General features: G+C 72.4%; 23 protein-coding genes. 13 read left to right on the top strand and 10 right to left on the bottom strand.

Features of this window, described 5'->3' with window-relative positions; translation table 11 throughout:
- Positions 1–73 precede the first annotated feature (73 nt).
- The 4 genes from ACWCSV_RS10885 to ACWCSV_RS10870 all read left to right on the top strand — a co-directional run bounded on the left by ACWCSV_RS10885 (position 74) and on the right by ACWCSV_RS10870 (position 4,716).
- Entirely contained in the window at positions 74–706 is a 633-nt protein-coding gene (locus ACWCSV_RS10885; protein ID WP_451140688.1) for a class I SAM-dependent methyltransferase, read from the top strand.
- Between the two features lie 44 nt (positions 707–750).
- Complete coding sequence (locus tag ACWCSV_RS10880) at positions 751–2,397, top strand: MFS transporter (RefSeq protein ID WP_451140686.1); 1,647 nt, start codon at positions 751–753, stop codon at positions 2,395–2,397.
- 175 nt (positions 2,398–2,572) lie between these two features.
- Positions 2,573–2,812 (top strand): mycothiol transferase, encoded by a 240-nt coding sequence (locus tag ACWCSV_RS10875; protein ID WP_451140684.1) that lies wholly within the window; start codon positions 2,573–2,575, stop codon positions 2,810–2,812.
- Between the two features lie 119 nt (positions 2,813–2,931).
- Entirely contained in the window at positions 2,932–4,716 is a 1,785-nt protein-coding gene (locus ACWCSV_RS10870) for an ABC transporter ATP-binding protein (protein WP_451140682.1), read from the top strand.
- 38 nt (positions 4,717–4,754) lie between these two features.
- Here the strand turns inward: ACWCSV_RS10870 and ACWCSV_RS10865 are convergent, their stop codons facing one another.
- The 7 genes from ACWCSV_RS10865 to ACWCSV_RS10835 all read right to left on the bottom strand — a co-directional run bounded on the left by ACWCSV_RS10865 (position 4,755) and on the right by ACWCSV_RS10835 (position 10,554).
- On the bottom strand, positions 4,755–5,501 hold the full coding sequence (locus ACWCSV_RS10865; protein WP_451140680.1) for a hypothetical protein: 747 nt from the start codon (positions 5,499–5,501) through the stop codon (positions 4,755–4,757).
- A gap of 181 nt (positions 5,502–5,682) precedes the next feature.
- Positions 5,683–5,877 (bottom strand): hypothetical protein, encoded by a 195-nt coding sequence (locus ACWCSV_RS10860; RefSeq protein WP_327179759.1) that lies wholly within the window; start codon positions 5,875–5,877, stop codon positions 5,683–5,685.
- 201 nt (positions 5,878–6,078) lie between these two features.
- Positions 6,079–7,221, bottom strand: a complete 1,143-nt coding sequence (locus tag ACWCSV_RS10855; RefSeq protein WP_451140678.1) for an acyl-CoA dehydrogenase family protein — start codon at positions 7,219–7,221, stop codon at positions 6,079–6,081.
- Positions 7,218–8,408, bottom strand: coding sequence for an acyl-CoA dehydrogenase family protein (locus tag ACWCSV_RS10850; protein WP_451140676.1), 1,191 nt, complete (start codon positions 8,406–8,408; stop codon positions 7,218–7,220). The genes ACWCSV_RS10855 and ACWCSV_RS10850 overlap by 4 nt, the downstream gene beginning before the upstream one ends.
- Positions 8,405–9,373: an NADPH:quinone oxidoreductase family protein gene (locus tag ACWCSV_RS10845; RefSeq protein ID WP_451140674.1), complete on the bottom strand. Its 969-nt coding sequence runs from the start codon at positions 9,371–9,373 to the stop codon at positions 8,405–8,407. The genes ACWCSV_RS10850 and ACWCSV_RS10845 overlap by 4 nt, the downstream gene beginning before the upstream one ends.
- Before the next feature lie 187 nt (positions 9,374–9,560).
- Positions 9,561–10,160: a helix-turn-helix domain-containing protein gene (locus tag ACWCSV_RS10840; protein ID WP_451140672.1), complete on the bottom strand. Its 600-nt coding sequence runs from the start codon at positions 10,158–10,160 to the stop codon at positions 9,561–9,563.
- A gap of 115 nt (positions 10,161–10,275) precedes the next feature.
- A complete protein-coding gene (locus tag ACWCSV_RS10835) occupies positions 10,276–10,554 on the bottom strand; it encodes a metal-sensitive transcriptional regulator (RefSeq protein WP_451140670.1) in 279 nt (92 codons plus the stop codon).
- 94 nt (positions 10,555–10,648) lie between these two features.
- Here ACWCSV_RS10835 and ACWCSV_RS10830 point away from each other — a divergent pair, with 94 nt between their 5' ends.
- Positions 10,649–11,221, top strand: coding sequence for a rhodanese-like domain-containing protein (locus tag ACWCSV_RS10830; RefSeq protein ID WP_451140668.1), 573 nt, complete (start codon positions 10,649–10,651; stop codon positions 11,219–11,221).
- Between the two features lie 193 nt (positions 11,222–11,414).
- Positions 11,415–12,425 carry a questin oxidase family protein gene (locus ACWCSV_RS10825; protein ID WP_451140666.1) on the top strand — a complete coding sequence of 337 codons (1,011 nt, stop codon included), beginning with the start codon at positions 11,415–11,417 and terminating at the stop codon, positions 12,423–12,425.
- 124 nt (positions 12,426–12,549) lie between these two features.
- Here ACWCSV_RS10825 and ACWCSV_RS10820 read toward each other — a convergent pair whose 3' ends face one another.
- Positions 12,550–13,845: an alpha/beta fold hydrolase gene (locus ACWCSV_RS10820; protein ID WP_451140664.1), complete on the bottom strand. Its 1,296-nt coding sequence runs from the start codon at positions 13,843–13,845 to the stop codon at positions 12,550–12,552.
- A gap of 447 nt (positions 13,846–14,292) precedes the next feature.
- On the opposite strand from ACWCSV_RS10820, the gene ACWCSV_RS10815 reads away from it, so the two are divergent.
- The 3 genes from ACWCSV_RS10815 to ACWCSV_RS10805 all read left to right on the top strand — a co-directional run bounded on the left by ACWCSV_RS10815 (position 14,293) and on the right by ACWCSV_RS10805 (position 18,189).
- A complete protein-coding gene (locus tag ACWCSV_RS10815) occupies positions 14,293–15,222 on the top strand; it encodes a DUF6807 domain-containing protein (RefSeq protein ID WP_451140662.1) in 930 nt (309 codons plus the stop codon).
- 153 nt (positions 15,223–15,375) lie between these two features.
- Positions 15,376–16,608 carry an FUSC family protein gene (locus ACWCSV_RS10810; protein WP_451140660.1) on the top strand — a complete coding sequence of 411 codons (1,233 nt, stop codon included), beginning with the start codon at positions 15,376–15,378 and terminating at the stop codon, positions 16,606–16,608.
- 270 nt (positions 16,609–16,878) lie between these two features.
- The gene (locus tag ACWCSV_RS10805) at positions 16,879–18,189 is read left to right on the top strand and encodes a pectate lyase (RefSeq protein WP_451140658.1); all 1,311 of its coding nucleotides are present in this window, start codon (positions 16,879–16,881) and stop codon (positions 18,187–18,189) included.
- 176 nt (positions 18,190–18,365) lie between these two features.
- Here the strand turns inward: ACWCSV_RS10805 and ACWCSV_RS10800 are convergent, their stop codons facing one another.
- A complete protein-coding gene (locus ACWCSV_RS10800; RefSeq protein WP_451140656.1) occupies positions 18,366–18,764 on the bottom strand; it encodes an Imm32 family immunity protein in 399 nt (132 codons plus the stop codon).
- A gap of 305 nt (positions 18,765–19,069) precedes the next feature.
- Between ACWCSV_RS10800 and ACWCSV_RS10795 the strand changes: the two genes are divergently transcribed.
- Both ACWCSV_RS10795 and ACWCSV_RS10790 read left to right on the top strand, forming a co-directional pair.
- Entirely contained in the window at positions 19,070–19,945 is an 876-nt protein-coding gene (locus tag ACWCSV_RS10795; RefSeq protein WP_451140654.1) for a Rossmann-like domain-containing protein, read from the top strand.
- Positions 19,942–21,078: a PLP-dependent cysteine synthase family protein gene (locus ACWCSV_RS10790; protein WP_451140652.1), complete on the top strand. Its 1,137-nt coding sequence runs from the start codon at positions 19,942–19,944 to the stop codon at positions 21,076–21,078. The genes ACWCSV_RS10795 and ACWCSV_RS10790 overlap by 4 nt, the downstream gene beginning before the upstream one ends.
- Positions 21,079–21,105: 27 nt before the next feature.
- Here the strand turns inward: ACWCSV_RS10790 and ACWCSV_RS10785 are convergent, their stop codons facing one another.
- Positions 21,106–22,065, bottom strand: coding sequence for a LysR family transcriptional regulator (locus ACWCSV_RS10785; protein WP_451140650.1), 960 nt, complete (start codon positions 22,063–22,065; stop codon positions 21,106–21,108).
- Between the two features lie 264 nt (positions 22,066–22,329).
- On the opposite strand from ACWCSV_RS10785, the gene ACWCSV_RS10780 reads away from it, so the two are divergent.
- Together ACWCSV_RS10780 and ssuE are read left to right on the top strand one after the other, a co-directional pair.
- On the top strand, positions 22,330–22,437 hold the full coding sequence (locus ACWCSV_RS10780) for a putative leader peptide (protein ID WP_451140648.1): 108 nt from the start codon (positions 22,330–22,332) through the stop codon (positions 22,435–22,437).
- A 463-nt stretch (positions 22,438–22,900) separates the two neighbouring features.
- Positions 22,901–23,464, top strand: a complete 564-nt coding sequence (gene ssuE / locus ACWCSV_RS10775; RefSeq protein ID WP_451140646.1) for an NADPH-dependent FMN reductase — start codon at positions 22,901–22,903, stop codon at positions 23,462–23,464.
- The last annotated feature ends 60 nt before the right edge of the window (positions 23,465–23,524 follow it).

Raw genomic sequence — 23,524 nt, 5'->3', positions numbered from 1 at the left:
GCCCCGTTGTCGGCGGGCGCGCCGGGTGGCACGATCCGGGGTGACCCGGCCGGCCCTCGGAAGGAACGCACCCATGGACGACGTGAGCGGTACCTCGGCGGCTGCGGTGTTCGACGCGCTGGGCACCCAGTACGAGCAGGCCTTCTCCGGCTCGCCGGCACACCGGGACTCCCTGCGGGAGCTGACCGGGCATCTCGCTCCGCGCAGCCGGGTACTGGACGTCGGCTGCGGGACCGGCCGCCCGACGGCCGAGGTGCTGGTGGCCGCCGGTCACGAGGTGCACGGGGTCGACGTCTCCCCGGTCATGGTGGAGCTGGCGGCCCGGCAGGTCCCCGGGGCGTCCTTCGTGCGCGCCGACATCCGCGAACTCCCGCTGGCCGAGGAGTCCTTCGACGCTGCCTGCGTCTACTTCTCGCTTCTCCAGATGACCCGCGGCGAACAGGCCGTGCTGCTGGCCAGGATCGCCCGGGCACTGCGGCCCGGCGGGCTGCTGGCCGTGGCGACGGTCCCGCTGGACGTGGAGGGCGTGGACGGTCTCTTCATGGGCCGCCCGGTGCGGGTGACCAGCTTCGACGGGCCCGCCTTCACCGCGCTGGTGACGGACGCCGGTTTCACGGTCGTGTCCGGGCGCAGCTCGCTGTTCACGCCCGCGCATCCGCAGGCGACGGCCGAGCCGCACCTCTTCCTGCTCTGCCGTCGCGCCTGACGCCCGGAGTGCGGGCTGGTGCCCCTGAAGCGACCATGGGTCGCATGGGTGACACGACCAGCGGTGCGGAAGGTCCACGGGGGTCCGGAGGGACGTCGGCGAGCGCGCCGCCGAACCAGTCACTCGCCCTCGCGGCGATGCTGTTCGCCGTGTCGATGACCTTCATCGACCAGACAATCGTGGCCATCGCCGCACCCGACATCGTCCGTGAACTGGGCCTCACCTCCTCGCAGATGCAGTGGGTGGTCAATGCCTATCTGCTGACGCTGGCGGCGTTCTTCGCGCTCGGCGGCCGGCTCTCGGATCTCTACGGGCATCGCAGAGTCATGCTCTGCGGAACGCTGATCTTCGTCATCGCCTCCGCGCTGTGCGGCGCGGTGCCCTCCGGCGACTTCGCGCAGGCGTGGCTGATCGGGTTCCGCGCGGTGCAGGGTGTCGGCGCGGCGTTCATGTTCCCGGCCGCGCTCGCCGTCGTGATCGCCGTGTTCCCGGTGGAACGCCGGGGGCGGGCGCTCGCCCTCTTCTTCGGTGTGTCCGGTGCCCTCACCGCGGTCGGGCCGCTGCTGGGCGGCTGGCTGACCGGGTGGACGTGGCGGGCCATCTTCTGGGTCAACGTGCCGGTCGCGGTGATCGCGATCGTCCTGACCCTGCTGGCCCACATCCCGGACCGCTCCCGCCGCGAACCTCTGGACGTGCCGGGCGCCGTACTGATGGCCCTCGGCATGGGGCTGACCGTGCTGGGGCTCCAGCAGTCGGCCACCTGGGGCTGGGACTCCCCCGCGACCTGGGCGTGCATCGTGGCCGGCCTGGTGGTGCTGGCCGTCTTCTGCCGCTTCGAACTCCGGGCCGCTCACCCGCTCGTCAAATTCCAGGTCTTCCGCGACCGGGCGTTCAGCGTCGACATGGCCGTGCTCTTCTTCGCCATGCTCGCCTTCGTACCCGTGTTCTTCTTCGCGTCGGTCTACGCCCAGGTGTCCCTGAGCGCGTCCCCGAACCAGGCCGCGCTCTACCTGCTGTACTTCTTCATCGGGTTCGCCCTCGCCTCGCAGTGGGGCGGTCGCATCCTCGACAAACGGGGCGCCCGCCCGGCGATCAGACTCGGCACCGTCGTCGGCGCCGTCGGCTTCGCCCTCTGGGCCGCCAACCTCACCAAGCTCTCCATGCACGACCAGTGGCTCTACGCCGCCATCGCCGGCGCCGGGATCGGCCTGCTGCTCGCTCCCGCCTCCACCGACGCGGTGAACCGCTCGATCGGAGCCTCGTACGGGGAGGTCACCGGGGTCACGCAGACCATCCGCAACTTCGCTGCGAGCATCGGCCTCGCCGTCTTCGGCACCGTACTGACGCATGTGACGGTGAGCCGGGTCGGCGAGACCCTGCGAGACGCGGGGGTACCGAGCGGCACGGCCCACGACGCGGCGCAGAGCATCGCGGAGTCCGTCACCGGGAACTCGGACGCGCGGCAGCCCACCGGGGACGGCCGGGCGGCCGAGATCATGCGGGACTCGATGCACGCGATCCGGGTGGACTTCGCGGAGGCCAACCAGTGGGTCTTCTACGGGATGGCCGGGGCGCTCGTGATCGCGTACCTCTGCTCCCGCTTCCACCCGGGGACCCGGGTGACGACGGACGACGCGGATGCGCCGTCACCGGCCTCACCACCCGGTGGGAGGCCGGCCGGGAACCCGTGACTCCGCCATGGCACACCCCCCTGCCCCCATCGCGCTCCCGTCGGGCTCGTCGGCGGCGCCCCAGCGATCATCGTCGGACGACCGACGACTCGCGCATACCGTCGTCCACGACCGCGGGCGACCGCGCCTCCCTGACCGCGTTCCTCGATCACCAGCGCGCGACCCTCGCCATGAAATGCCGGGGGCTGACAGCGGATCAGCCGCAGCGCAGGGCGGTGCCGACCTCGGCCTGTCCCTCCTGGGCCTCGTACGGCATGCGGCCGAGGTCGAGCGGAGCTGGTTCGGGATGGTGGTGAACGGCGAGGATCTCAAGGCTCTCTGGCCACGGGTGGACGGCGAGTTGGCGGACTTCCACGTGGAAGACGCCAATACGGACGAGGTGTTCGCGTTCTGGAGCGAGGCGTGCGAGGAGTAGTCGGGCCCACCGGAAGGCCCCGGCACTCCACCCGTGACCAGCGGGTTCTCGCCTGAGCGCGCGCCCACGATGCGGATGGGGTCTTGCGGTGGCCGAGGGCGGGCGGCTTGGCTGGCCGGATGCAGCACACGCTTTCCCTTCCTCCGCGGCTCTCCGCCCTCGACCACCGCTACCGGGGCGAACATCCCATCCGCACCCTCGGCTACCTGCTCCGCCCGGACCGGGCCCGGCTGTTGCTCGCCGTGGCGGCGTTCGTCGTCAAGCACAGCCCGATCTGGCTTCTCCCCCTGATCACCGCCAACATCATCGATGTCGTCGTCCGGCACAGCCCCGAAAGGGAGTTGTGGCTCAACGCGGGTGCGCTGCTGTTCGTCCTCGTCCTCAACTACCCCATGCATCTGCTGTACGTACGCTGCCTCAACGGCAGTGTGCGGCGGATGGGCACGTCCCTGCGGCAGGCGCTCTGCCGGCGCATGCAGCAGCTCTCCATCGGTTACCACGCGCGGACCAGCGCCGGTGTTCTGCAGGCCAAGGTGGTCCGGGACGTCGAACTGGTCGAGCACATGGTCCAGCAGAGCGCGGACATGGGGCTCGCGGGGATCGTCACCCTGATCGGCGGCCTCGCCGTGATAGCCGTCCGGGTGCCGTCCTTCCTCCCGGTGTTCCTCGTGGTCGTACCCGCCGCCGCATTCCTCGTCATGAAGCTGCGTACCCGGCTGCGCACCCAGAACGAGTCGTTCCGCCAGGAGGTCGAGCAACTCTCGGCCCGGGTCAGCGAGATGACGAGCCTGATCCCCATCACCCGGGCGCACGGCCTGGAGAAGGCCGCGCTCGGCCGGGTGGACGGTCCGCTGAGCCAGGTGCTGACGGCGGGGCTGCGCCTCGACGTGCTCAACGGGCGGTTCGGCGCGATGGCCTGGATCCTGCTCAACTCGCTCGGTGTCGGCTGCCTCGCCGGTTCCGCGCTGGTCGCGTACCACGGCTGGCTGGCGATCACCGCGGGCGACGTGGTGATGCTGAGCGCCTTCTTCACCACGCTCACCGGCTCGGTGTCCACGCTGTTGAGCCTGGCGCCGGTGATCAGCCAGGGGCTGGAGTCGGTCCGTTCGGCGGGCGAGGTACTCCAGGCGCCGGACCTGGAGATCAACGCGGGCAAGGAGCGGGTGGAGCGCGTCGAGGGGCACATCGACTTCGAGAGTGCCGGGTTCTCCTACGACGGGGCCTCCGGCGACGCGGTGAAGGACTTCACCCTCTCCGCCCGGCCGGGCGAGACGGTCGCCCTGGTCGGTGCGTCGGGGGCGGGCAAGTCGACGGTCCTCAACCTGCTGATCGGGTTCATCCGGCCGGCCTCCGGGCGGATTCTGCTCGACGGCAGGGACATGGCGTCGCTGGACCTGCGGACGTACCGGCGGTTCCTCTCCGTCGTCCCCCAGGAGTCGATCCTGTTCGAGGGCACGGTGGAGGAGAACGTCACCTACGGTCTCGGCGACACCGACGAGGGAACGCTCCGCCGGGCGCTGCGCGACGCGAACGCGCTGGAGTTCGTGGAGGCCCTTCCGGACGGCATCCGCACCGTGGTCGGCGAGCGGGGGGCCCGGCTGTCCGGTGGCCAGAAGCAGCGCCTGGCCATCGCCCGCGCGCTGATCCGCGACCCGAAGGTGCTGATCCTCGACGAGGCGACCTCGGCGCTGGACACCCGCTCCGAGGCGCTGGTGCAGGAGGCCCTGGCCCGGCTGGTGCGGGGGCGGACGGTCTTCGTGGTGGCCCACCGGCTGTCCACGATCAGGGCCGCCGACCGGATCGTGGCGATGGAGGGCGGCCGGATAGCGGAGATCGGCACACACGAGGAGCTGATGCGCCGCGGCGGCGTGTACGCGGGTCTCCACCCGTCCCGGGCTGCGTAGAGGGCACACGTGGGGCCCGGCCCGGGCGACCGCCGGGATCAGCCGCGCGGGGCGCGCCGGGTGCGGGTGCGGTTCTCCAGCAGGCCGCGCCGGATCTCGGCGGCGGTGTGCTGGGCGTGGTCGGTGGTCGCCCGCCGCTCGGAGACGGACGGCACGAAGCGGTACGTGGGCTGCCGGCAGCGTCCGCAGGGCAGGTCCGTGGTGATGAGGTAGCCGTCCTCGCAGTCGGGATCGGGGCAGCGGCCCCGCGTCAGCAGGGCTTCCGCGATGTCCTGCGGGGTCCAGCGGCGGTTGCCGTCCTCGTCCGTCTCGTGCAGGGCGTGTGCCCAGCGGAGGTTCCAGCGGCGCTCGACCCGCTCCCGGAGCTGGAAGGCGGTCCTCCCCCGTCCGAGCTCCTGGCGGATCATGTCGAGGATTTCGGCCGGGAGCCTGCGGCCGAGTCCCTGCACGAGCGGTTGCGGCAGGGCGTTCAGTACGTACCCGAAAGGGTCCTTTCCGGCAAAGCGGTGCCATGCCTCACAGCCGCAGGAGCCGTCCGGCCGCTTCGGGTTGTTGCAGCGCCCGCACATGCCCCGGCAGTCGGCGCAGAGTCCTTGGTCGAGGCCGTCCAGGTGGGGCGCCGGGGCCCGTCCGCACTCGCGGCAGCAGGAGCTGCAGGGGCCGCAGAGCCGCTCCCCGGCCACGTGCGTGGACCAGGTCCGTGTCTGGCACCGGCAGCACAGGGCACTGTTGCAGTACTCGTGGTGCGCGGCGCCGGAGTGACGGCCGGAGGGCGGGAACGACATGACGGAGTGCTCCAGACACGCGACGGGGAGCGGCACGACGGCGCTCCGGGTCGCCGGAAATCGGACGGGGACCTGGAGACGACGTTACCGCCCGCGGCGGGTGGACGCGGCGGGCGGTCGTGTGCGGCCCGCATCGCGTGGAGCCGGCGGGAGGGACCGGGAGCCCCGCGCGGCGGGCGGCTCAGGGTCTCAGCCCGCTCACGATCTCGGCGGTGGAGGCGATGCCGTCGTGGATCGTGGGTGCCATCCGCGTGCCTGCGATGAGGAAGCCGAGCAGGGCGCAGACGATGGCGTGCGAGATTTTCAGGCCGCCGTTGCGCATGAAGATGATCGCGATGATCAACAGGAACACCACGAGTGAGATGGAAATGACCATGCCCCGCCTCCTCCGCCGCGCCCGGTGTGCGGCATGCCGCGGCCAGTGTGGCGGAGGGCGCGCGCCGTTCGGCGGACTGGCGTGTCCGCCGAACGGGTGTTGACTGGCTGTGACGATGTCACCCGGAGAGGCGACGGCGCCGCGTCGGCGTCCCGTTGACGGGACGGGCGGAACGCGTCCTCCCGCCCCGTCCCGCCGCCGTCAGGGGGCCGGGAGCTCGACCAGGTCGGCGACAGCCTCGCGGTGGCGGCCGGCCGATCCGTATGCGAGGGAGTCGGCCTTCGCGCGCTTCAGGTACAGATGGGCCGGATGTTCCCAGGTCATGCCGATCCCCGCGTGGAGCTGGACGCACTCCTCGGCCGCGTGCACCGCGACCCCGGAGCAGTACGCCTGGGCGACGGCCACCGCGAGGGGTGCGTCGGCGGCGTCTGTGGCCAGCGCGTCGGCGGCGTTGCGGGCGGCGGCGCGGGCCGAGACGACCTGGAGCCAGAGCTCGGCCATGCGGTGTTTGAGTGCCTGGAAGGAGCCCACCGGCCGGTTGAACTGGTGGCGTTCCCGCGTGTACCGGACGGTCTCGGCGAGGCACCATTCGGCGACGCCGAGCTGTTCGGAGGCGAGCAGACCGGCTCCGGTCAGCAGCCCGTGCCGTACGGCCGCGGCGCCGGCGTCCGGCCCGGCGAGCAGCGTGGCGGCGGCTCCGTCCAGGGTGATCACGGCGAGGGGCCGGGTGAGGTCGAGCGGGACGAGCGGCTCCAGGACCACGGCGGCCCCTTGCTGGGACGCGCGCTCGACGGCGTACAGCCCGGTGGCGGCGGGCACCAGCAGCACGTCGGCGAGGGCCGCGTCGGCGACGCCCCGTACGGTGCCGGTCAGCGCGCCGCAGTCGGCGGTCACCTCGGCGGTGTGGTCCGCGCCGGGCGCGGCGGCGAACGGTACGGCGAGCGCGGCGCTGCGGCGCCCTGCCGCGAGGTCGCCGAGCAGCCCGGCTGCAGGCCCGTCCTCGGGGCGGAGGGCGAGCAGGACGGCCGTCGCGACGACGGCGCTGGTCAGGTACGGGGACGGGGTGACGGCCCGGCCGAGCTCCTCCAGGACGACGGCGGCCTCCCGGTGGGTCGCGCCGAGGCCGCCGAGCTTCTCGGGGACCAGCAGTCCGGCGGCACCGATGTCCGCGGCGAGGGTCTTCCAGAGTTGCTGGTCGTACGGCGTGTCGGACTCGGTGCGGGCGATCACCGACGGCGCGCCGGACCGGTCGGCGAGCAGGGCGCGGACGGCCGACCTGAGGTCCTCCTCCGCCTCCGAGTAGAGGAGGTCGGGGGTGGCGGCGGGCTGGTTCGGGGCGGTCATCGGGCGAGGTCCTTCCAGGCGACGTCCTTGTCGGTGCGCGGTTCGGCGGGCAGGCCGAGGACGCGCTCGGCGACGATGTTCAGCAGCACCTCGCTGGTGCCGCCCTCGATCGAGTTGCCCTTGGAGCGCAGGTAGCGGTAGCCGGCGTCCCGCCCGGTGAAGTCCACCAGCTCGGGGCGGCGCATCGTCCAGTCGCCGTAGAGCAGCCCCTCGTCGGCGAGGAGTTCGACTTCCAGCCCGCTGATCTCCTGATTGAGCCGTGCGAAGGCGAGTTTCATGCCGGAGCCCTCGGGGCCGGGCTGCCCGGCGACGAGCTGCTGGCGCAGCCGTTCCCCGGTGAGGCGGGCGACCTCGGCCTCCACCCAGAGGGTGAGCAGTCGTTGGTGCAGGTCGGGGGTGCGCAGTTCGGGGCGCTCGCGCCAGGTGCGCGACACGGGGCCGATCATCCCGCCCTCGCGGGGAATGCGCATGCCGCCGATGGAGACGCGCTCGTTCATGAGCGTGGTCTGGGCGACCTTCCAGCCCTCCCCGACGGGTCCGAGGCGCCTGCTGTCGGGGATGCGCACACCGGTGAGGAAGACCTCGTTGAACTCGGCCTCGCCGGTGATCTGCCGCAGTGGGCGTACGTCCACGCCGGGGTCGGTCATGTCGCAGATGAAGTAGCTGATGCCCCGGTGCTTGGGCAGGTCGGGGTCGGTGCGGGCGATGAGGATGGCCCAGCGGGCGAGGTGGGCACTGGACGTCCAGACCTTCTGCCCGTCGACGGTCCAGGTGTCGCCGTCACGGACCGCCCGGGTGGAGAGCGCGGCCAGGTCGGAGCCGGCGCCGGGCTCGCTGAAGAGCTGGCACCACACCTCCTCGCCGATCCACAGCGGGCGCAGGAAACGCTGCTTCTGCTCGTCCGTGCCGAAGCCGAGGATGGTGGGGGCGGCCATGCCGAGGCCGATACCGATCCGGCGGGGGTCGTTGTCGGGCGCACCGGCGGCGGCGAGTTCGGCGTCGACGACCGGCTGGAGGGAGCGGGGGGCGTCGAGTCCGCCCAGGCCGGCCGGGTAGTGGACCCAGGCGAGGCCCGCGTCGAAACGGGCGCCCAGGAATTCGGTGCGGCCGGTGGTGGCCGGGGGGTGTGCGGCGAGCAGCTCGCGGGTGCGGCGGAGCAGCTCGGCGGCGTCGACGGTGGTGGTCATCGGGTGCCTCCGGTCGGCAGGACGACGACACGTCCGGTGGTGGTGCCGTTCGCGACCCGCTGGACGGCGTCGGCCGCGGCGGACATCGGGACACGCTCGCTGACCACTGGCTTCACGAGCCCCTGGTCGGCCAGTTTGGTCAGCTCGTCGTGGCAGGCGCGGACGGCGGCCGGGTCCTTGGTGTTGTAGAGGCCCCAGTGGAGCCCGAGGACGGAGTAGTTCTTGACGAGGACGTGGTTGAGCGCCGGGGTGGGGATGGTGCCGCCGGCGAAGCCCACGACCACGATCCGGCCCTCGAAGGCGATGCACTTGACGGACTTGGCGTAGGCGTCGCCGCCGACCGGGTCGTAGACGACGTCCGCGCCGCGTCCGCCGGTGGCCTCCTTGACGACGGCGACGATGTCCTCGGTGCGCCGGTCGATGACCAGGTCGCAGCCGAGTCCGCGGGCGACGGCCGCCTTCTCGGGCCCTCCGACGACTCCGATGACGGTGGCGCCCGCGGCCTTGCCGAGCTGGACGGCGGCGCTGCCCACTCCCCCGGCGGCGGCGTGCACGAGCAGGGTCTCGCCGGGCTGGATACGGGCCCGGCGGTGCAGGCCGAACCAGCCGGTCTGGTAACCGATGTGCAGGGCGGCGGCCTCCGCGTCGTCCAGCGCGTCGGGGGCGGGCAGCAGGGCCGCCTCGTCCACCACGACGTACTCCGCGAGGCCGCCGTTCGGGAGCGCGGGGGTGGCGAGCACCCGGCGGCCGTCCTCGGTCTCGCCGCAGATCTCGACCCCGGGCGTGAAGGGCAGCGGGGGCCTGACCTGGTACTGGCCCCGGCAGAGCAGCGCGTCGGGAAAGTTGATGTTCGCCGCACGCACCGCGAGGAGTGCCTGGCCCTCGCCGGGGACCGGGCGGTCCGTCTCGTCGAGGGTCATCACCTCACTCGGTTCGCCGTTCCGGTGCACTCGCCATGCCTGCATGAAAGGCCTCCACAAACCTGTCGGCGTAACTCCTGCTCCGGCGCATACTAAGCGGTCGCTTGCCCCCTGGGAACACTCTGCGGACCGAACAGTCCGCGGACCCCGGATGCGGCCGGGCCGGGGTGGCCGCGGCGGCGGTCTCAGTCGCCCTGGGCCAGGGTGCCCGGGGTGGGCCGCGGTGGCGGTCTCAGTCGGACTTGGGCCGGGCGATGACGTGCATCCGCTCCCCCTGCGGCCCGAAGAGGCTGAGGAACTCCACCGTCTCCTCCCCGGCGGGGCCGAACCAGTGCGGCAGCCGGGTGTCGAACTCCGCGGCTTCGCCGGGGCCCATCACCAGGTCGTGGTCGGCGAGGCACAGCCGCAGCCGCCCGGAGAGGACGTACAGCCATTCGTAGCCCTCGTGGGTGCGCAGGTCGGGGCGTTCGCCCGTACCGCCCTGCTGGACGAGTTTGTAGGCCTGGAGTCCGCCGGGCCGGGCGGTGAGCGGGAACATGGTCCGGCCGTGGCGGACGACCGGCTCGGCCCGGATCCGCGGGTCACCCACGGGCGGCGCGCCGATCAGGTCGTCGAGCGGGACCTCGTGGGCGCGGGCGATGGGCAGCAGCAGCTCCAGGCTGGGGCGGCGGCCGCCGGACTCGAGCCGGGAGAGGGTACTGACGGAGATGCCGGTGGCCGCCGAGAGGGCGGCGAGGGTCACCTCACGGTCCTTGCGCAGGCGGCGCAGCCGGGGGCCGACACCGGAGATCACCGCGTCCAGCCCGGGGTCGCCCTGCGCCTGTTCGTTCATGCCGACCAGTGTGCAGAATCGGCAACGGCATTTGTCAACCGCGCACCGTGTTCGACGGGCCCGGAGGCCGGCGAAAGGCGCCGCCCGGGCGCCTGAGGCCCGCCTCAGACCCGCCTCAGGCCAGGGAGAGGAAGAGCTTCTCCAGCCGGGCCCGCATCCGCTCACGGTCCTCCGGTTCCGCCGTACCCTCGGCCAGGCAGCGCTGGAGACCGGTCGCGATGATCGCGAAGCCGGCCCGGTCCAGCGCGCGCGAGACGGCCGCCATCTGCGTGATGACGTCCTCGCAGTCGCGGCCCTCCTCGATCATCCGGATGACCGCGCCGAGCTGGCCCTGCGCGCGGCGCAGGCGGTTGAGCACGGCCTTCAGCTCGTCGGCCGCCATGTCGAGTTCCACACACACTCCTCCGAATACCCCTGGGGGTATTTTATCCTCGCCGGGGCAGGAGGAACCCGTTCCGCTTGCTCTCGACCGAAAGGACACCTTGCTCGTGACCAGCCCGGCTTCTCTCTCCCCCGTCCAGGCCGCTTCCCGCCTGGACGAATTCACCGTCATCGACGTCCGGGGTCCCGGCGAATACGCCTCGGGGCACGTCCCCGGCGCGTACAACGTCCCGCTCGACCGCATGGCCGAGGCGCTCCCGGCGCTGAAGTCCGCCGCCGCGCGCAACTCCCTGCTCGTGGTCTGCGCCTCGGGCGTCCGCTCCACGCGGGCGGCCGAGATACTCGCCGACGCCGACATAGCGTCCACGACCCTGACCGGCGGCACCTCCGCCTGGGAAGGCGCCGGGCACGAGCTCGACCGTCCGGCCGGAGCGAAGGCCGTCTGGCCCATGGAGCGCCAGGTCCGCCTCGCGGCGGGCTCCCTCGTGGTGGCGGGCCTGCTCGTCGGCCGCCGCTTCCCGGCGGCCCGCTGGCTGTCGGCCGGAATCGGTACGGGCCTCGTCTTCTCCGCGGTCAGCAACACCTGCGGCATGGCGGCGGCACTCTCCAGGCTGCCGCACAACCGCGCCCCGCAGACCGGCCCTGAGCTCAACGAGACGCTGGAAGCCCTCCAGAGCTGAGCCCCGCGCATCCGCGCGGCACCGGCCGGGCCGCGCGGACGCGGGCATCGGGGAGCCGCCGGGGGCGGGCCCGTACGCCCCCAGCCAGCGGTTTCCGTACAAGGGCCGAGCGGTGGTACTCCTCAGGTCCTGGGCCGGGCCTACGCCTCGGGCCCGTTACGCCGCCCAGGCGTTCCGGCCTACCGTCCTCGTCATGCATACGACGGGAATTCTCGACGAGGCACTCGAACGACTCCACCGTTCCGGTCCCGAGCGCGTCGGGCGGCTCACCAACCACGCACCGATGGCCGTCGAGGCCCTCGCCGCTCGCGGGCAGTCACGATCGGTACACCGCTGGCTCGATCTGTACGCACCCAAGCTCGAGGAGTTCCCGCCCGGCGTCGAGCTCGTCACGGACGACAACTGGCGTCTCGCGCTCGGCGACCCGCGCCGGGCGGCGGACTGGATCGGATACTTCGGGCGCGAGCTCGCCGAGCACCCCTGGCGCGAGGTGCTCGCCCCGTGGTGGCCGCGTCTTCTGCCCGGCGTGTACGGCGGTTCGACGCATCCGGTGATCCGGGTGGGCCATGCGGTGCGCACCCTGCTCTCCGCCGGGACCACCGAACCGCGTCTGGCCGAACTCGCCCACGGCCTCGGCTACTGGGCCGCGCGCCACCGGCCCGTCGCGGATCTCGCCGCGCTGCCCGGCGCCGACGGCGCGGCCGCCGCTCTGGACACGGTGCCGCCCATCGGCGTGCGGGCCGGCGGCTTCCCCGCCCGCCTCGACCGTGTCCGGGCCTTGCCGGTGTGGGCGGCGGCCGTGACGGAACCGAGCGCCGCGCACGGCCGCCTCACCGAACTGGTACGGGCCGCCACCCACCGGTACGCCACCCACGGCCACGGCGAAGAGACGATGCTGGTGCACGCGGCCACGGCTCCCAATGCCGTCCTGCGCACCCTGCCCGCGCTCCCGGAAGCCCTGTGGCTGCCGAGTCTGCGGGCGGCCTGGACGGCCTCCGCGGCGGTGACCGCGATGTACGCACCGGACGAGCCGGTCGCGTACACCCCGCCGGGCACCTTCGCACCGGAGGAGGTTTTCGAACGCGCCCTGGCGCACGGCGACGAACACGTCATCAAGCTGACGGACACGGCCCTCGACGTCGGCGACGAACGGGCCCTGGCGGCGGCTCTGCGCTCCATCGAGCTGAGCGCCCCGCTGCGGTGAAGCGGGCCCGTACCTGTGCCGTGAGCGAGGAGGCGAGGACACAGGGGCAGGGGCCCGCCGTCCCGCTCACGGCACAGGTACGGGACGCCCCCGCGCGCCCGCCTCCGCCCCGGTCCGGGCCTGCTCAGACGTCGTCGCGGACCATGGCCAGCAGGCGGTCCAGCACACGCGGCCCGCCGGCGCGCAGGCCGTCGTGCTCGAATTCGCTGGTCACCCAGGTCCGCAGCCCGCGGATGCCCGCCGCGGTGGCGAGTGCGTGGCCGGTGTCCACGTACATGTCGTCGTGGTAGACGGCCGCCACGACCGGGACCTCGTTGGCGGCGAGCCGCTCCTTGTCGTACAGCTCCGGCCAGTCGGTACGCGCGGCCAGCAGCTCCGCGGTCTCCTGGAGCGGGCGCAGCGCGGGGTCCGTCTCGAAGTGCCACGGGTGGATGCTCTCGCCGGTGAAGAGCAGCGGGCCGTCCGAGGCGAGTGCCGTCCCGGCGTCGAACTGCGGGAACTCGGCGCGCACGCGTTCGGCGGACCAGCCGGTGGGCCGCTCGCCCTGGCCGTAGATCGCCTCGTGCATCAGGGCGTAGAGCGGGTGCCCCGCGAAGGAGTTCGCCGTCCGGACGGCTTCCTGGAAGGTGTCGGAGAGCGCGGGGCCGTCCGGGGTGGTGACGAAGGCGTTCTCCAGCAGGTAGTGGAGCTGGTGGCTGCCCTGGCCGCCGCCGAGCAGGATGCCGAGCGACTGGAAGCCTTCGGGCGTCAGGAGGTGGCCGCCGGACTCGACGCGGTGCGACGCGAGGTACGCGGCGATCGCGCGGGCCCGCGCGATGTCCTGCGGATAGCGGGCGTAGTGGGCGGCGACCTTCCGCTCGATGCGCGGGTACGCGGCCCGGTAGACCTCGTCCGCGTGGGCGTCGAGCGACGGGAGTCCGCCCGTGATCAGTACGGCGGCCAGGCCTTCCGGGGCCGCCGAGAGATAGCGGACGGCACAGAACCCGCCGAAGGACTGGCCGAGAACCGTCCAGGGGCGCCCGCCGGTCAGCTGTGCGCGGATCAGTTCGCAGTCCCGCACGATGTTGTCGGACCGGAAATGGCTCAGATACGCGGCCTGTTCGGCGGGACCGCCGCGCAGCGGCAGGGTCTGCCGGTTCGCCGGGGTCGAGAGTCCGGTACCGCGCTGGTCGAGCAGGAGGACGCGGAAGTCTTCGAGGGCCCGGCCGAGCCACGCCTCCGTACCGACGAAGCGCCGCGCGCCGAACCCCGGGCCGCCTTCGAGGTAGACCAGCCAGGGCAGGTCCTCGCCGGCCTTCGACGGCGCGACCGCCTCCCGGCCGAAGACCTCGATCCGCTCGCCCCCGGGGTCGGCGTGGTCGAGGGGGACGGTGAACCTGCGGTCCGTGAAGACGACACCGGGGTGGCGGAAACTGCTCACAGCACTGCTCCTGAATCAGTCGGATTCCGGACAGTTCAGCACACGGCCTCGACGCGGCTCGTTCCGCCCCGGCCGGTGCCGGTGGCTCCCGGGGGCCGGCGGCGGGCGGCCTGCCTCTCCCGCACACGCCGGTGGGTGCCGCCCCAGCGGGTGCGGGTCGGCCGTCGGCGTGACAGCGCCCCCTTCGGCCGCATGACGCGTTTTCGCGCCGCTCACCAGCAGCGATGCGCCGCACCGAGCCGCTTACCGGTTCCGGCGGCCGCTGTGCCGACTCTCTTGACCGGCTCCCGGCGGGGCACCTAAGTTCGGTTAGAAAGCGCTTGCTGAACCGGCGGGCGCGCACTGCCCCGTCGAGCCCGGGGCCCGCCATGTCCACTCGCCCCCGCGCCCGAGCCCGCACCCCATGAACACCACTGGCCCCACGGACCCCGTCAGGGAGATCACCGCATGACCGCGAAGCCCGTCCTCGTCCACCGGCACGGCGAGGACGTCCGCGTCTCCGTCGCCTCGACCGGCGTGGAACTGCTGCGGTACGTCTACCGGGCCGAGGCCGCCTGGGAGGCGCCGAAGCCCTACATCCACCCGCTGCGCACTCTCGCGGGCCGGACCGTCACCGACTACCGCCCGAACGACCACCGCTGGCACAAAGGTCTGTCGATGACCGCCTCGCACCTGTCGGGGCAGAATCTCTGGGGCGGCAACTCCTACGTGCACGGCGAGGGTTACCAGCCGCTGCCGGAGCGGGTCGGTTCGATCGCGCACGCCGGGTTCGACGAGCTCTCGGCGCGGGAGAACGGGATAACCCTCACGGAGAGGCTGACCTGGCATCCGTACACGGGCGAACAGTGGGCCGACGAGGTACGGCGGGTGGAGGTGCACGACATCGATCCGGCGGGCGGGAGCTGGGCCCTGACGTGGTCAAGCGCGGTGACCAACCGGCGGGCGGAACCGTTGCGGTTCGGCAGTCCGGCCACGCACGGGCGCACGGGCGCCGGGTACACCGGGCTGTTCTGGCGGGGCCCCCGCGCCTTCCGGGGCGGCCGGGTGCTCTCCGCCGGCGGCGAGGGCCCGGAGCTGAAGGGACAGCAGTCCGACTGGCTCGCGTACACCGGGGAGCACGACGGCGTCGACGGGCACGCCACGGTCGTCATGGCCCACGCCCCCGAGAACGACCACACCGGTGCGCGCGGAACGCATCCGGCGCACTGGTTCGTACGCAACGACTCCTACGCGGGCATGGCTCCGTCGTTCGCGTTCCACGAGGAGCTGGTGCTCGATCCCGGCCGGACCCTGGAGAGGCGCTACCGGGTGCTGGTCGCGGACGGCGCCTGGGAGCGGGACCGGATCGAGGCCGCTCTGGGCGCGATGGCCTGGTAGGCGCCGGCAGGCCGTGCCCGAAGGCGCGCCGGCCGCCGCCGGGCACCGGACGGCCCGCGTCCGGTGGCTACCGGCACGGGCCGCGCTGCGTCCGTACGGAGGCACCTGGAACCGGGGGTGCTGCGAACGCGATCTTCGGGGCAGTTTGTAGGAATGTCTGGAGTTTCCGCACCCGTACTCGAACTTGTCCGGCGCACCACCGAACCGGTGGTCGTGCAGACCCTGCGCTCCACGGCCGCGGCGGTCATCGCGTTCTCCGTGGCCCAGGCGACGCTGCCTCAGCCGGCGCCGCTGACCGCTCCGCTGACGGCGCTGCTGGTCGTGCAGGTCACCCTCTACGCGACCCTGACCACCGGCATCCGCAGAGTGAACTCGGTGATCGTCGGTGTCCTCATCGCGATCGGCTTCAGCGCGCTGGTGGGCCTGAACTGGTGGAGCCTCGGGCTGACGATCTTCACCGCCCTGATGATCGGCCGGGTCGTGCGGGTCAACGAGTTCGTACCCGAGGTGGCGATCAGCGCGATGCTCGTCCTGGGCGTCTCCCAGGTCGCCGATACGGCCTGGGACCGGATCATGGAGACTCTGATCGGCGCCGGGGTCGGGCTGCTCTTCAACCTCCTTTTCGCGCCACCGGTGTGGGTGCAGACCGCGGGCGCCTCGATCGAGGGGCTGGCCACCCGGATGGGCTCGATGCTGCGCGCCATGGGGCAGGAGATCGGTGGCCACATCCCCGTACCGGAGGCCGCTGCCCGGCTGCACGAGGCCCGCCGCCTCGACCACGACATCGTGGAGGTGGACGCCTCGCTGCGGCAGGCCGAGGAGAGCCTCATGCTCAACCCCCGGGTGCGCCAGGGACTGTTGAACCGTGTCGTGCTCCGTACCGGTCTGGACACGCTGGAGATCTGCGCGGTCGTGCTGCGCGTACTCACCCGCACCCTGACGGATCTGGCCAAGCAGCGCACCGAGGAGACGATGTTCCCGGACGACGTGGGCGAGGGGCTGACCGAACTCTTCGACCGGATGGCCGAGGCCATCGAGGCGTTCGCCCGGCTGATCACCTCGCCGCTCGCGACGGGCGGCGAGGAGGCCGAGGACCGCCTCGCCGAGGCGCTGGCGCGGGGCCGGGAGACGCGGGACCGGATCGCCGATCTGCTGCTGGAGGACGTGCAGGAGCACCCCAGGCAGTGGCAGTTGCACGGGGCCCTGCTGGCCGAGGTGGACCGCGTGCTCGACGAGCTCGACATCGACAAGCGTACGGAGCGGCTCGGCGAGGAACTCGACCGCAGGTCGGCCGAGTTGCACGAGCGTCACCCCCGGCTGCGCCGGCTGATCCGGAGGCTGAGCAGCAACGGCACGCGGCGGCGCCGGCCGGTCGAGGAGTCCTGAGGTCCGTCTGCCCGGGGCGCGCCGGGTCCGGTTCCGGCTCGTCCGCCGGGCCGGGCCGGGAGCCCGGCGGCCCTTCGTATCGGTTCGCGCGCAACCCATTGACCGCCGATTCCGGTTGACGTACCGTCACCGGCGTTCGCATACAAGAACTCGGTTCAGAAGAACGAACACCGTTCCTCACGCTTTCCCGGCCGAGAGCTTGCCTTTACCACCGCACCAACACTTCCTGGTGCCTGCGGAGGACGCCGCAGGCGGTGAAAGGACCCTCGAATGCGCACGGAGAATCAGCATGCCAGAAGGCGGGGCGGCAGGGCAGCCGCCTCGTTCCTCGCGGTCGCCGCGGTGATAGCGGCGACGCTCACCGCCCTTTTCGCCACCGGCTCGGCCTCGGCCGCACCCGCGGCCGGCTCGTACACCCTGAAGAACGCCGGCAGCGGACTGTGTCTGGAAGTCCCGGGCGCCAGCACCTCCGCCGGTACCCAGCTCACCCAGAACACCTGCGCGGGCAGTGCGGCGCAGACCTGGAAGCTCACGGCTTCAGGCAGCGGTTACACCCTGATCGCCTCGCACAGCGGAAAGTGCGCCGGCGTGAAGGATGCCTCCACCAGCGCCGGCAAGGCCGTCGAGCAGCAGTCGTGCAGCGGCGCGGCGACCCAGGTGTGGACCCTCACGCAGGTGAGCGGGAACATCTACCAGGTCATCAACAGCAACGGCGGCAAGTGCCTCAACACCAAGGACTCCGCCACCGCCGCGGGCACCCTGGTCCAGCAGAACTCCTGCGACTCGGTGACCAGCAAGCGCTGGACGTTCACCGCGGCCGGGACGACCACCCCGACCGACCCGCCCACCACGACCCCTCCCACGACCACGCCGCCCAGCTCGGGGTCGAAGCCCGCGTGGCCGACCGCCAGCGGAAGCCAGGCCGTCTCGGCCAGCATCCAGGTGTCCGGCACCTACGACGGCAGCCTGAAGCGCTTCTACGGAACCGGCGACCTGGGCAGCGACGGCCAGGACGAGGACCAGCCGGCGATGTTCGAACTGGCCGCCGGTGCCACCCTGCAGAACGTCATCCTCGGCTCCCCCGCCGCCGACGGCGTCCACTGCGCCGGCGCCTGCACGCTCAAGAACGTCTGGTGGGAGGACGTGGGCGAGGACGCGGCGACCTTCCGCGGCAGCTCCTCCTCACAGGTCGCCACGGTCGACGGCGGCGGTGCGCGGCTGGCGGACGACAAGGTCTTCCAGCACAACGGCGCCGGCACGGTCGTCATCAAGAACTTCCAGGTCGACGACTTCGGCAAGCTGTACCGCTCCTGCGGCAACTGCTCGACGCAGTACGGCCGCCACGTCGAGATCTCCAACGTCTGGATCACCGCACCGGGCACGTCCGTGGTGGGGATCAACACCAACTACGGCGACACCGCGAAGATCTCGGGCGTCACGATCTACGACGACGCGGACCGCGACATCGACATCTGCAAGAAGTACAAGGGAACGACGAGCGGAGAGCCGTCCGAGACCGGTTCGGGCGCCGACGGCACGTACTGCATCTACAGCTCGTCCGACATCACCTACGTGGACTGAGGGGCGGTCGCCGGAGCACGACACATTGACGGCACGACCTGGCAGGGCACGACGGAGGGGCGGCGCGCACCACGCGCCGCCCCTCCGGGCTGTCCGCAGATGCCCCCCAGGAGCGGGGTCCGGATCCTGGAGAGCCAATCCCCCTGCGAACCCCGTCGGGCCGCCGCCGGCCTCGTTCACCGAGCAGGCATGCCCCCATGCGGACTGTTCACGACCATGGCCAGTGATCCCGCGGCAAGGTAGGAGTGCCCCGGGAAGTACTCGATGTGGCAGTGCCCGCCGTCGTCCGTCTCCGCCATCGACCGGACGTCGCCGGCGAGAGCGGTCAAGCCTGGTCGGTCACCCTTGATCAGTAGACCGCGGTGCTCCACGCCGACGCTCAGACACACGCCCGGACCGCCTGCGTTCACCACCTCGACCGAAGCGAGTTGGGTGCCACCGAAGCACGGTTCAGCCGAGGCGGAGGTTTCCACGCAGCCCTCACCGGCGGCGAGAGCAAGGGCCAGGCGGACGAGTTCGCTCGCCCCGCCGGAGACATCGACTCCGCTGTCACCGGGACAGAACAGGACCCTCATCCGCCACACCCCTTCCGCTGCCGCGACTCCGCCTCAGCGATCAGAGCCGTCGCCCGTCGCCAACCGGGCCTCCTCGGCACGAGATCAGCCGTCAAGGACACTACCGACCGCTTGGCGAAGCCCATAGGGGCATCCCCCCTTGCCGTCCGTCGACCGTCCGGTGCGGCCCGACGCGGCACCGGACCCACCGACAACGCGGGTGAAAATGAAAATGATTGTCGATAACGTGATCCCTCCGGGTGCCCGCCTCCGAGCGCGGGGTTCTGCCGTCGCGCCCGGATGCCCCGCACCACGAAGGAGACACCATGACCCCCCTGACGTGCGCGAGTTCGGCCGGGCCGGCCACGGCCGGCCCGGAGGCCGACGCGGGCCCGTACCCCGGCCTCGCCGAGCGGGTCGCCGCCGGGGCGTTCGGCCCCCTCCCGCAGACCCTGCGGATCTCCTCGGCGTTCACCACCCAGCAGGCCGTGCACCACGACGGGCGGCACACCGGCTACCGCAACGAGGTACTGAGCCTGCGACTGGCCGCAGCGGTGGGTTCGTGCGCGGTGGAGCCGGGTTCACTGCCCGGCGACGTCGTGACGGAGTGCGCCGGGGCCGATGCCGGGAGCCTTCTCGGCCACCCGCTCCTTCCGGTCCGGGTGGCCGCCCTGGACGCGTACCTGATGCACGTACGTCCGCACGGACCCGCGTCCGGAGCGGACACCTGCCCGCTGCCTGGCGGGAGTTCGCTGCTCAGGTCGCGCGCGCGGGCCCGGGCCGTCGTGGGGTTGCTGCGGCTTCCGCCGGGAAGCACGGTGCTGGTGGTCGGGGTCGTCAACTCGCTGCTGGAGGCGCTGCGTACACGCGGACTGGCCTATGTCCCGTGCGACTTCAAGGGCGGCACGACGGAGTGGGGCGAGACCGTGACGACGGACGCGGTCGAGGCCCTGGACCGCTGCGACGCCGTTCTCGCGTCCGGAATGACCCTGGGCAACGGCACGTTCGAGGAGCTGCGCATCCGGGCCGCGCGGCAGGGGAAGCCGCTGGTGATGTTCGCCCAGACCGGCAGCGCGGTCCTGCCCAGGCTCCTCGGGACGGGCGTCACGGCAGTGTGCGCCGAGCCGTACCCGTTCTTCTGGCTCGACGGCGGTCCGGGCTCCCTGTACCTCTACGGTGGGCACGCCGGAGGCACTCCGTGACCACGGCCGTCCGTGCTCCCGTGGAGAACCGCGCGCTGCTCGACCTCGTGGGGCAGACCCCGCTGGCACGCATCACCGCCGGTCTCGCCGGGCCGCACCCGGGATTCTGGGCGAAGCTCGAAGGGCTCGGCGCCGGGGGCATGAAAGCGCGCCCCGCGGTCTCGATGCTGCTGGGCGCCAGGGAGCGCGGCGAACTGCCGCCCGGAGCGCCCGTGGTGGAATCGACCTCCGGCACGCTCGGGATCGGTCTGGCCTTCGCCGGACAGGCCCTGGGGCACCCGGTGACCCTGGTGGTGGACGCCGAACTAGAGCCATCCATGCGGCAGTTGCTGCGTGCCTACGGCGCCCGGCTGGAGTTCGTGGACCGTCCTGCACGCCGGGGCGGCTGGCAGACGGCCCGGCTCCTACGGCTCCGCGAACTGCTGGCGCGGACGCCGGGGGCGTACTGGCCCGATCAGTACGGCAACCCGGACAACGTGGCCGGTTACGCCTCGCTCGCGGCCGAACTCGCCGCCCGCCTCGACCGGATCGACATCCTCGTGTGCAGTGTCGGCACGGGCGGACACAGCGCCGGCATCGCAGGCCCGCTCCGCCTGCGCCGGCCGGGCCTGCGGCTCATCGGGGTGGACGCGGCGGGGTCGACGATCTTCGGCCCACCGGCCCGCCCGCGTCTGATGCGGGGCCTGGGCAGCAGCATCCGTCCGCGCAATGTCGCCTACGAGGCGTTCGACGAGGTCCACTGGATCGGTCCGGCCGAAGCCGTGCAGGCCTGCCGCCGGCTCGCCTCGGGGAACTTCGTCAGCGGCGGGTGGAGCACCGGAGCCGTCGCCCTCGTGTCCGCCTGGGCGGCCCGTACCCACCCGGACGCGGTTGTCGTCACCGTCTTCCCCGACGGGCCCGAACGCTACCTCAGCACGGTGTACGACGACGGCTTCACAGCCGCCCACGGCCTCGGCGAGCCCGCCGGGCATCCGGTGGACGTCCCTTACCCGGCGGGGGTGTCGGAGGCGGGGGGCTGGACCCGCTGCCGGGCCCTCACCGACCCGCGCTTCCCGCGCGTGGTGCCGAGACCGATGCCGGAGCAGGCGTCGGCATCCGGTTCCGGGGACACGCTACGGCCTCTGCGCGTCTGAGGGGCGGCCGATGCCGCGTTCCGGCCGTCAGTCGCCGTCCCGCTCCACCACCGGGTGGCCGCTCTCCTCGCCGCCCGCCCGCAGCCGCGCGTGCTGCGCGGCGCGTACGACGAGGGTGGACCGCAACTCGCGGGCCGCGCGGGGGAAGGAGCCGCTTCGGGGGCGCTGGACGACGACCAGGACCCTCGTGGTGTCGTCCGACAGCGGGCGGGAGACCAGCACACCGGCTCGCTCCAGCGGGTCGCCCAGGACGCTGAAGTCGGGCAGGACGGTGACACCGAGGCCCTCGGCGACCATCAGCTTGCCGAGCTCGGCGCCGTCCGTCGCGTAGCTGAACGACGGCCCGCGCCCCTCCCCCAGCAGCCTGTGCGTGTAGCGGTGCATGACATAGCCGGGACGCATGCCGATCAGCGGTTCGGTGAGCAGGTCCTGCGGGGTCACCACCTCCAGGGCGGCGAGCGGACTGTCCGGCCGCATGCAGACCACGGGACGGCCGCGCAGCAGCTCGGTCGTCTCCATGTCCGGCGGGGTGTCGTCCCCCAGGAGGTAGTTGACGAGACCGAGGTCGAACGCCCCCTCGCGCAGCCCGCGATGGATGTCCTCCTGCTGGGTCCCGATCACCTCGACCTGCGTCGCCGGATGAGTGGACCGGAAGTCGCGCATCGCGGGCATCAGCAGGGGAACCGTCGCCGCGTTCACCGTACCGATCCGCACGGTACGGCTGCTGTGGTGCTGGTCGTGGGCGGCCCGGCGCAGCCGGTCCACCGACTCCAGTACGTCGACGATGTGCGGGAGGAGCTCCCGGCCCTGTTCGCTGATCCGGGCTCCGGAGCGGCGGCGGTCCAGCAGATCGACACCGAGCTCGCGCTCCAGGTTACGCACCGTCTCGCTCAACGCGGGCTGGGAGAGGTGGAGTTCACCGGCGGCGCGGCGTAGCGATCCGGTTCTCGTCACCGCCGCGATGCACTCCAGCTGTTCGATGCGCATGGCTCGTCCTCCGGAAGGGGCACCCCCGCGGAGGGCGGCAACCGCCTTGGCCGGAGGGAAAGGTGAGAGGGAAACCCTATCAACCGTTCGTCGATACCGACTCCCACCGACGGCCCGGCCGGCGGTACGCTCCTTGACGGGAACGGACAGCGGGCGGCCGGGAAGGCCGCGCGGACCGCGTTCCCCAGTGGCACGGTTTCCCCGTTCGACGGGTGGACCGGGCCAGGCCGGACAGCTCCACCCCCTCCCAGCGGATCGGTGACCATGGACAAGCGAGTGGACCTCACGCGGCGGCGCCATGTCGACCTCGCGCGTGTCTCCAGCGCTGTCTGTCGCCGCTGCCACGGTTGTCGTCCCGGGCACACCTGCTGACCGCACCACCGTAGCGAGTCCCGGGGAACTGATCCCGCCCGTCCCGTCTCCCTGGCGCCACCCTGCCCGTGCATCCCGGCTGCGCCCTTCGCGCGACGGTGCGGACGGGGGGCGCCCGAGGCGGAGCCGGCCCGTCGGTGCCATGCCGATGTGCCGGTGACGATCTCTTCGTTGGGTGCGTTCCCGTCGCCCAGTGCGGCGCGATGCCTCCTCCCTCCCGCTGTCGGCACCACCCAGGTGTCCGGCGGATCAAGGTCGGACACCGCCTAGGTGCACAGGTTTCCCGATCGCCGTGGTCCGGGAACCTCGCCCGCCACGGTCCGTCTGCCACCCCGGTCCGCCCTGCCCTGCCGTCGCGTCACCTCGTCGCCCGTGCCTGCCCCGGCACCCCCCGCCGTCCTCGCCCGTGCCTGCTTCCCTGCCCGGCCGCTCCCCGCGGCCGGTGCCGACCTCTGGAGTCTTGATGGCCGTCATCCTGTCCGTGTCCGGCAGTCCTTCCGCCACCTCCCGCACCTCCCGGCTGCTGCGCCATCTCGACGCCCGCCTGGAGGCGGACCGGCACGAGGTCGTTCCGCTCGACGTCCGTGACATACCCGCTCAGGCCCTGCTGGGGGCCGACCCGGGCCATCCGGCCATCGCCCGCGTGTCGGCGCTGGTGGACCGGGCGGACGGCCTGGTCATCGGCACCCCCGTCTACAAGGCCGCCTATTCGGGGGTCCTGAAGGCGCTGCTGGACCTGCTCCCGCAGTACGCGCTGGCCGGGAAGACCGTGCTGCCGCTGGCCACCGGCGGGTCGGCCGCGCACGTCCTCGCCGTCGACTACGCCCTGCGCCCGGTGCTCAGCTCCATGGGCGCAGGCCACATCACCCAGGGGTGGTTCGTCCTCGACAAGGAGGTCGCCATCTCACCGGACGGCCAGGTCACGGTGGCCGCCTCGGCCGCCACGCCGCTGTACGGCATCGTCGACCAGTTCTCCGCCGCGCTCTCGCCGGCCGTCCCGCGCCCCGCCCTGTACGCCGCCGGGTGACCCGCGCACGGGATCGGGGGCCGGAGCCCCGCCCGCGCCCGTGCTGCCCGTGCCCTTCCC

The organism is Streptomyces sp. NPDC001770 (assembly GCF_053596135.1).
The sequence above is the reverse complement of the archived record's forward strand: the minus strand, read 5'-3'. Positions and strand labels throughout refer to the sequence as shown.

Coding starts and splice junctions, on each gene's coding strand:
- ACWCSV_RS10865 (WP_451140680.1), bottom strand. CDS start 5,501: ATGTCGTTCCCGCCCTCCGGCCGTCACTCCGGCGCCGCGCACCACGAG.
- ssuE (WP_451140646.1), top strand. CDS start 22,901: ATGGCCGTCATCCTGTCCGTGTCCGGCAGTCCTTCCGCCACCTCCCGC.
- ACWCSV_RS10795 (WP_451140654.1), top strand. CDS start 19,070: ATGACCCCCCTGACGTGCGCGAGTTCGGCCGGGCCGGCCACGGCCGGC.
- ACWCSV_RS10885 (WP_451140688.1), top strand. CDS start 74: ATGGACGACGTGAGCGGTACCTCGGCGGCTGCGGTGTTCGACGCGCTG.
- ACWCSV_RS10785 (WP_451140650.1), bottom strand. CDS start 22,065: ATGCGCATCGAACAGCTGGAGTGCATCGCGGCGGTGACGAGAACCGGA.
- ACWCSV_RS10880 (WP_451140686.1), top strand. CDS start 751: ATGGGTGACACGACCAGCGGTGCGGAAGGTCCACGGGGGTCCGGAGGG.
- ACWCSV_RS10855 (WP_451140678.1), bottom strand. CDS start 7,221: ATGACCGCCCCGAACCAGCCCGCCGCCACCCCCGACCTCCTCTACTCG.
- ACWCSV_RS10780 (WP_451140648.1), top strand. CDS start 22,330: ATGGACAAGCGAGTGGACCTCACGCGGCGGCGCCATGTCGACCTCGCG.
- ACWCSV_RS10825 (WP_451140666.1), top strand. CDS start 11,415: ATGCATACGACGGGAATTCTCGACGAGGCACTCGAACGACTCCACCGT.
- ACWCSV_RS10850 (WP_451140676.1), bottom strand. CDS start 8,408: ATGACCACCACCGTCGACGCCGCCGAGCTGCTCCGCCGCACCCGCGAG.
- ACWCSV_RS10860 (WP_327179759.1), bottom strand. CDS start 5,877: ATGGTCATTTCCATCTCACTCGTGGTGTTCCTGTTGATCATCGCGATC.
- ACWCSV_RS10810 (WP_451140660.1), top strand. CDS start 15,376: ATGTCTGGAGTTTCCGCACCCGTACTCGAACTTGTCCGGCGCACCACC.
- ACWCSV_RS10800 (WP_451140656.1), bottom strand. CDS start 18,764: ATGAGGGTCCTGTTCTGTCCCGGTGACAGCGGAGTCGATGTCTCCGGC.
- ACWCSV_RS10845 (WP_451140674.1), bottom strand. CDS start 9,373: ATGCAGGCATGGCGAGTGCACCGGAACGGCGAACCGAGTGAGGTGATG.
- ACWCSV_RS10805 (WP_451140658.1), top strand. CDS start 16,879: ATGCGCACGGAGAATCAGCATGCCAGAAGGCGGGGCGGCAGGGCAGCC.
- ACWCSV_RS10840 (WP_451140672.1), bottom strand. CDS start 10,160: ATGAACGAACAGGCGCAGGGCGACCCCGGGCTGGACGCGGTGATCTCC.
- ACWCSV_RS10815 (WP_451140662.1), top strand. CDS start 14,293: ATGACCGCGAAGCCCGTCCTCGTCCACCGGCACGGCGAGGACGTCCGC.
- ACWCSV_RS10875 (WP_451140684.1), top strand. CDS start 2,573: ATGCCGGGGGCTGACAGCGGATCAGCCGCAGCGCAGGGCGGTGCCGAC.
- ACWCSV_RS10870 (WP_451140682.1), top strand. CDS start 2,932: ATGCAGCACACGCTTTCCCTTCCTCCGCGGCTCTCCGCCCTCGACCAC.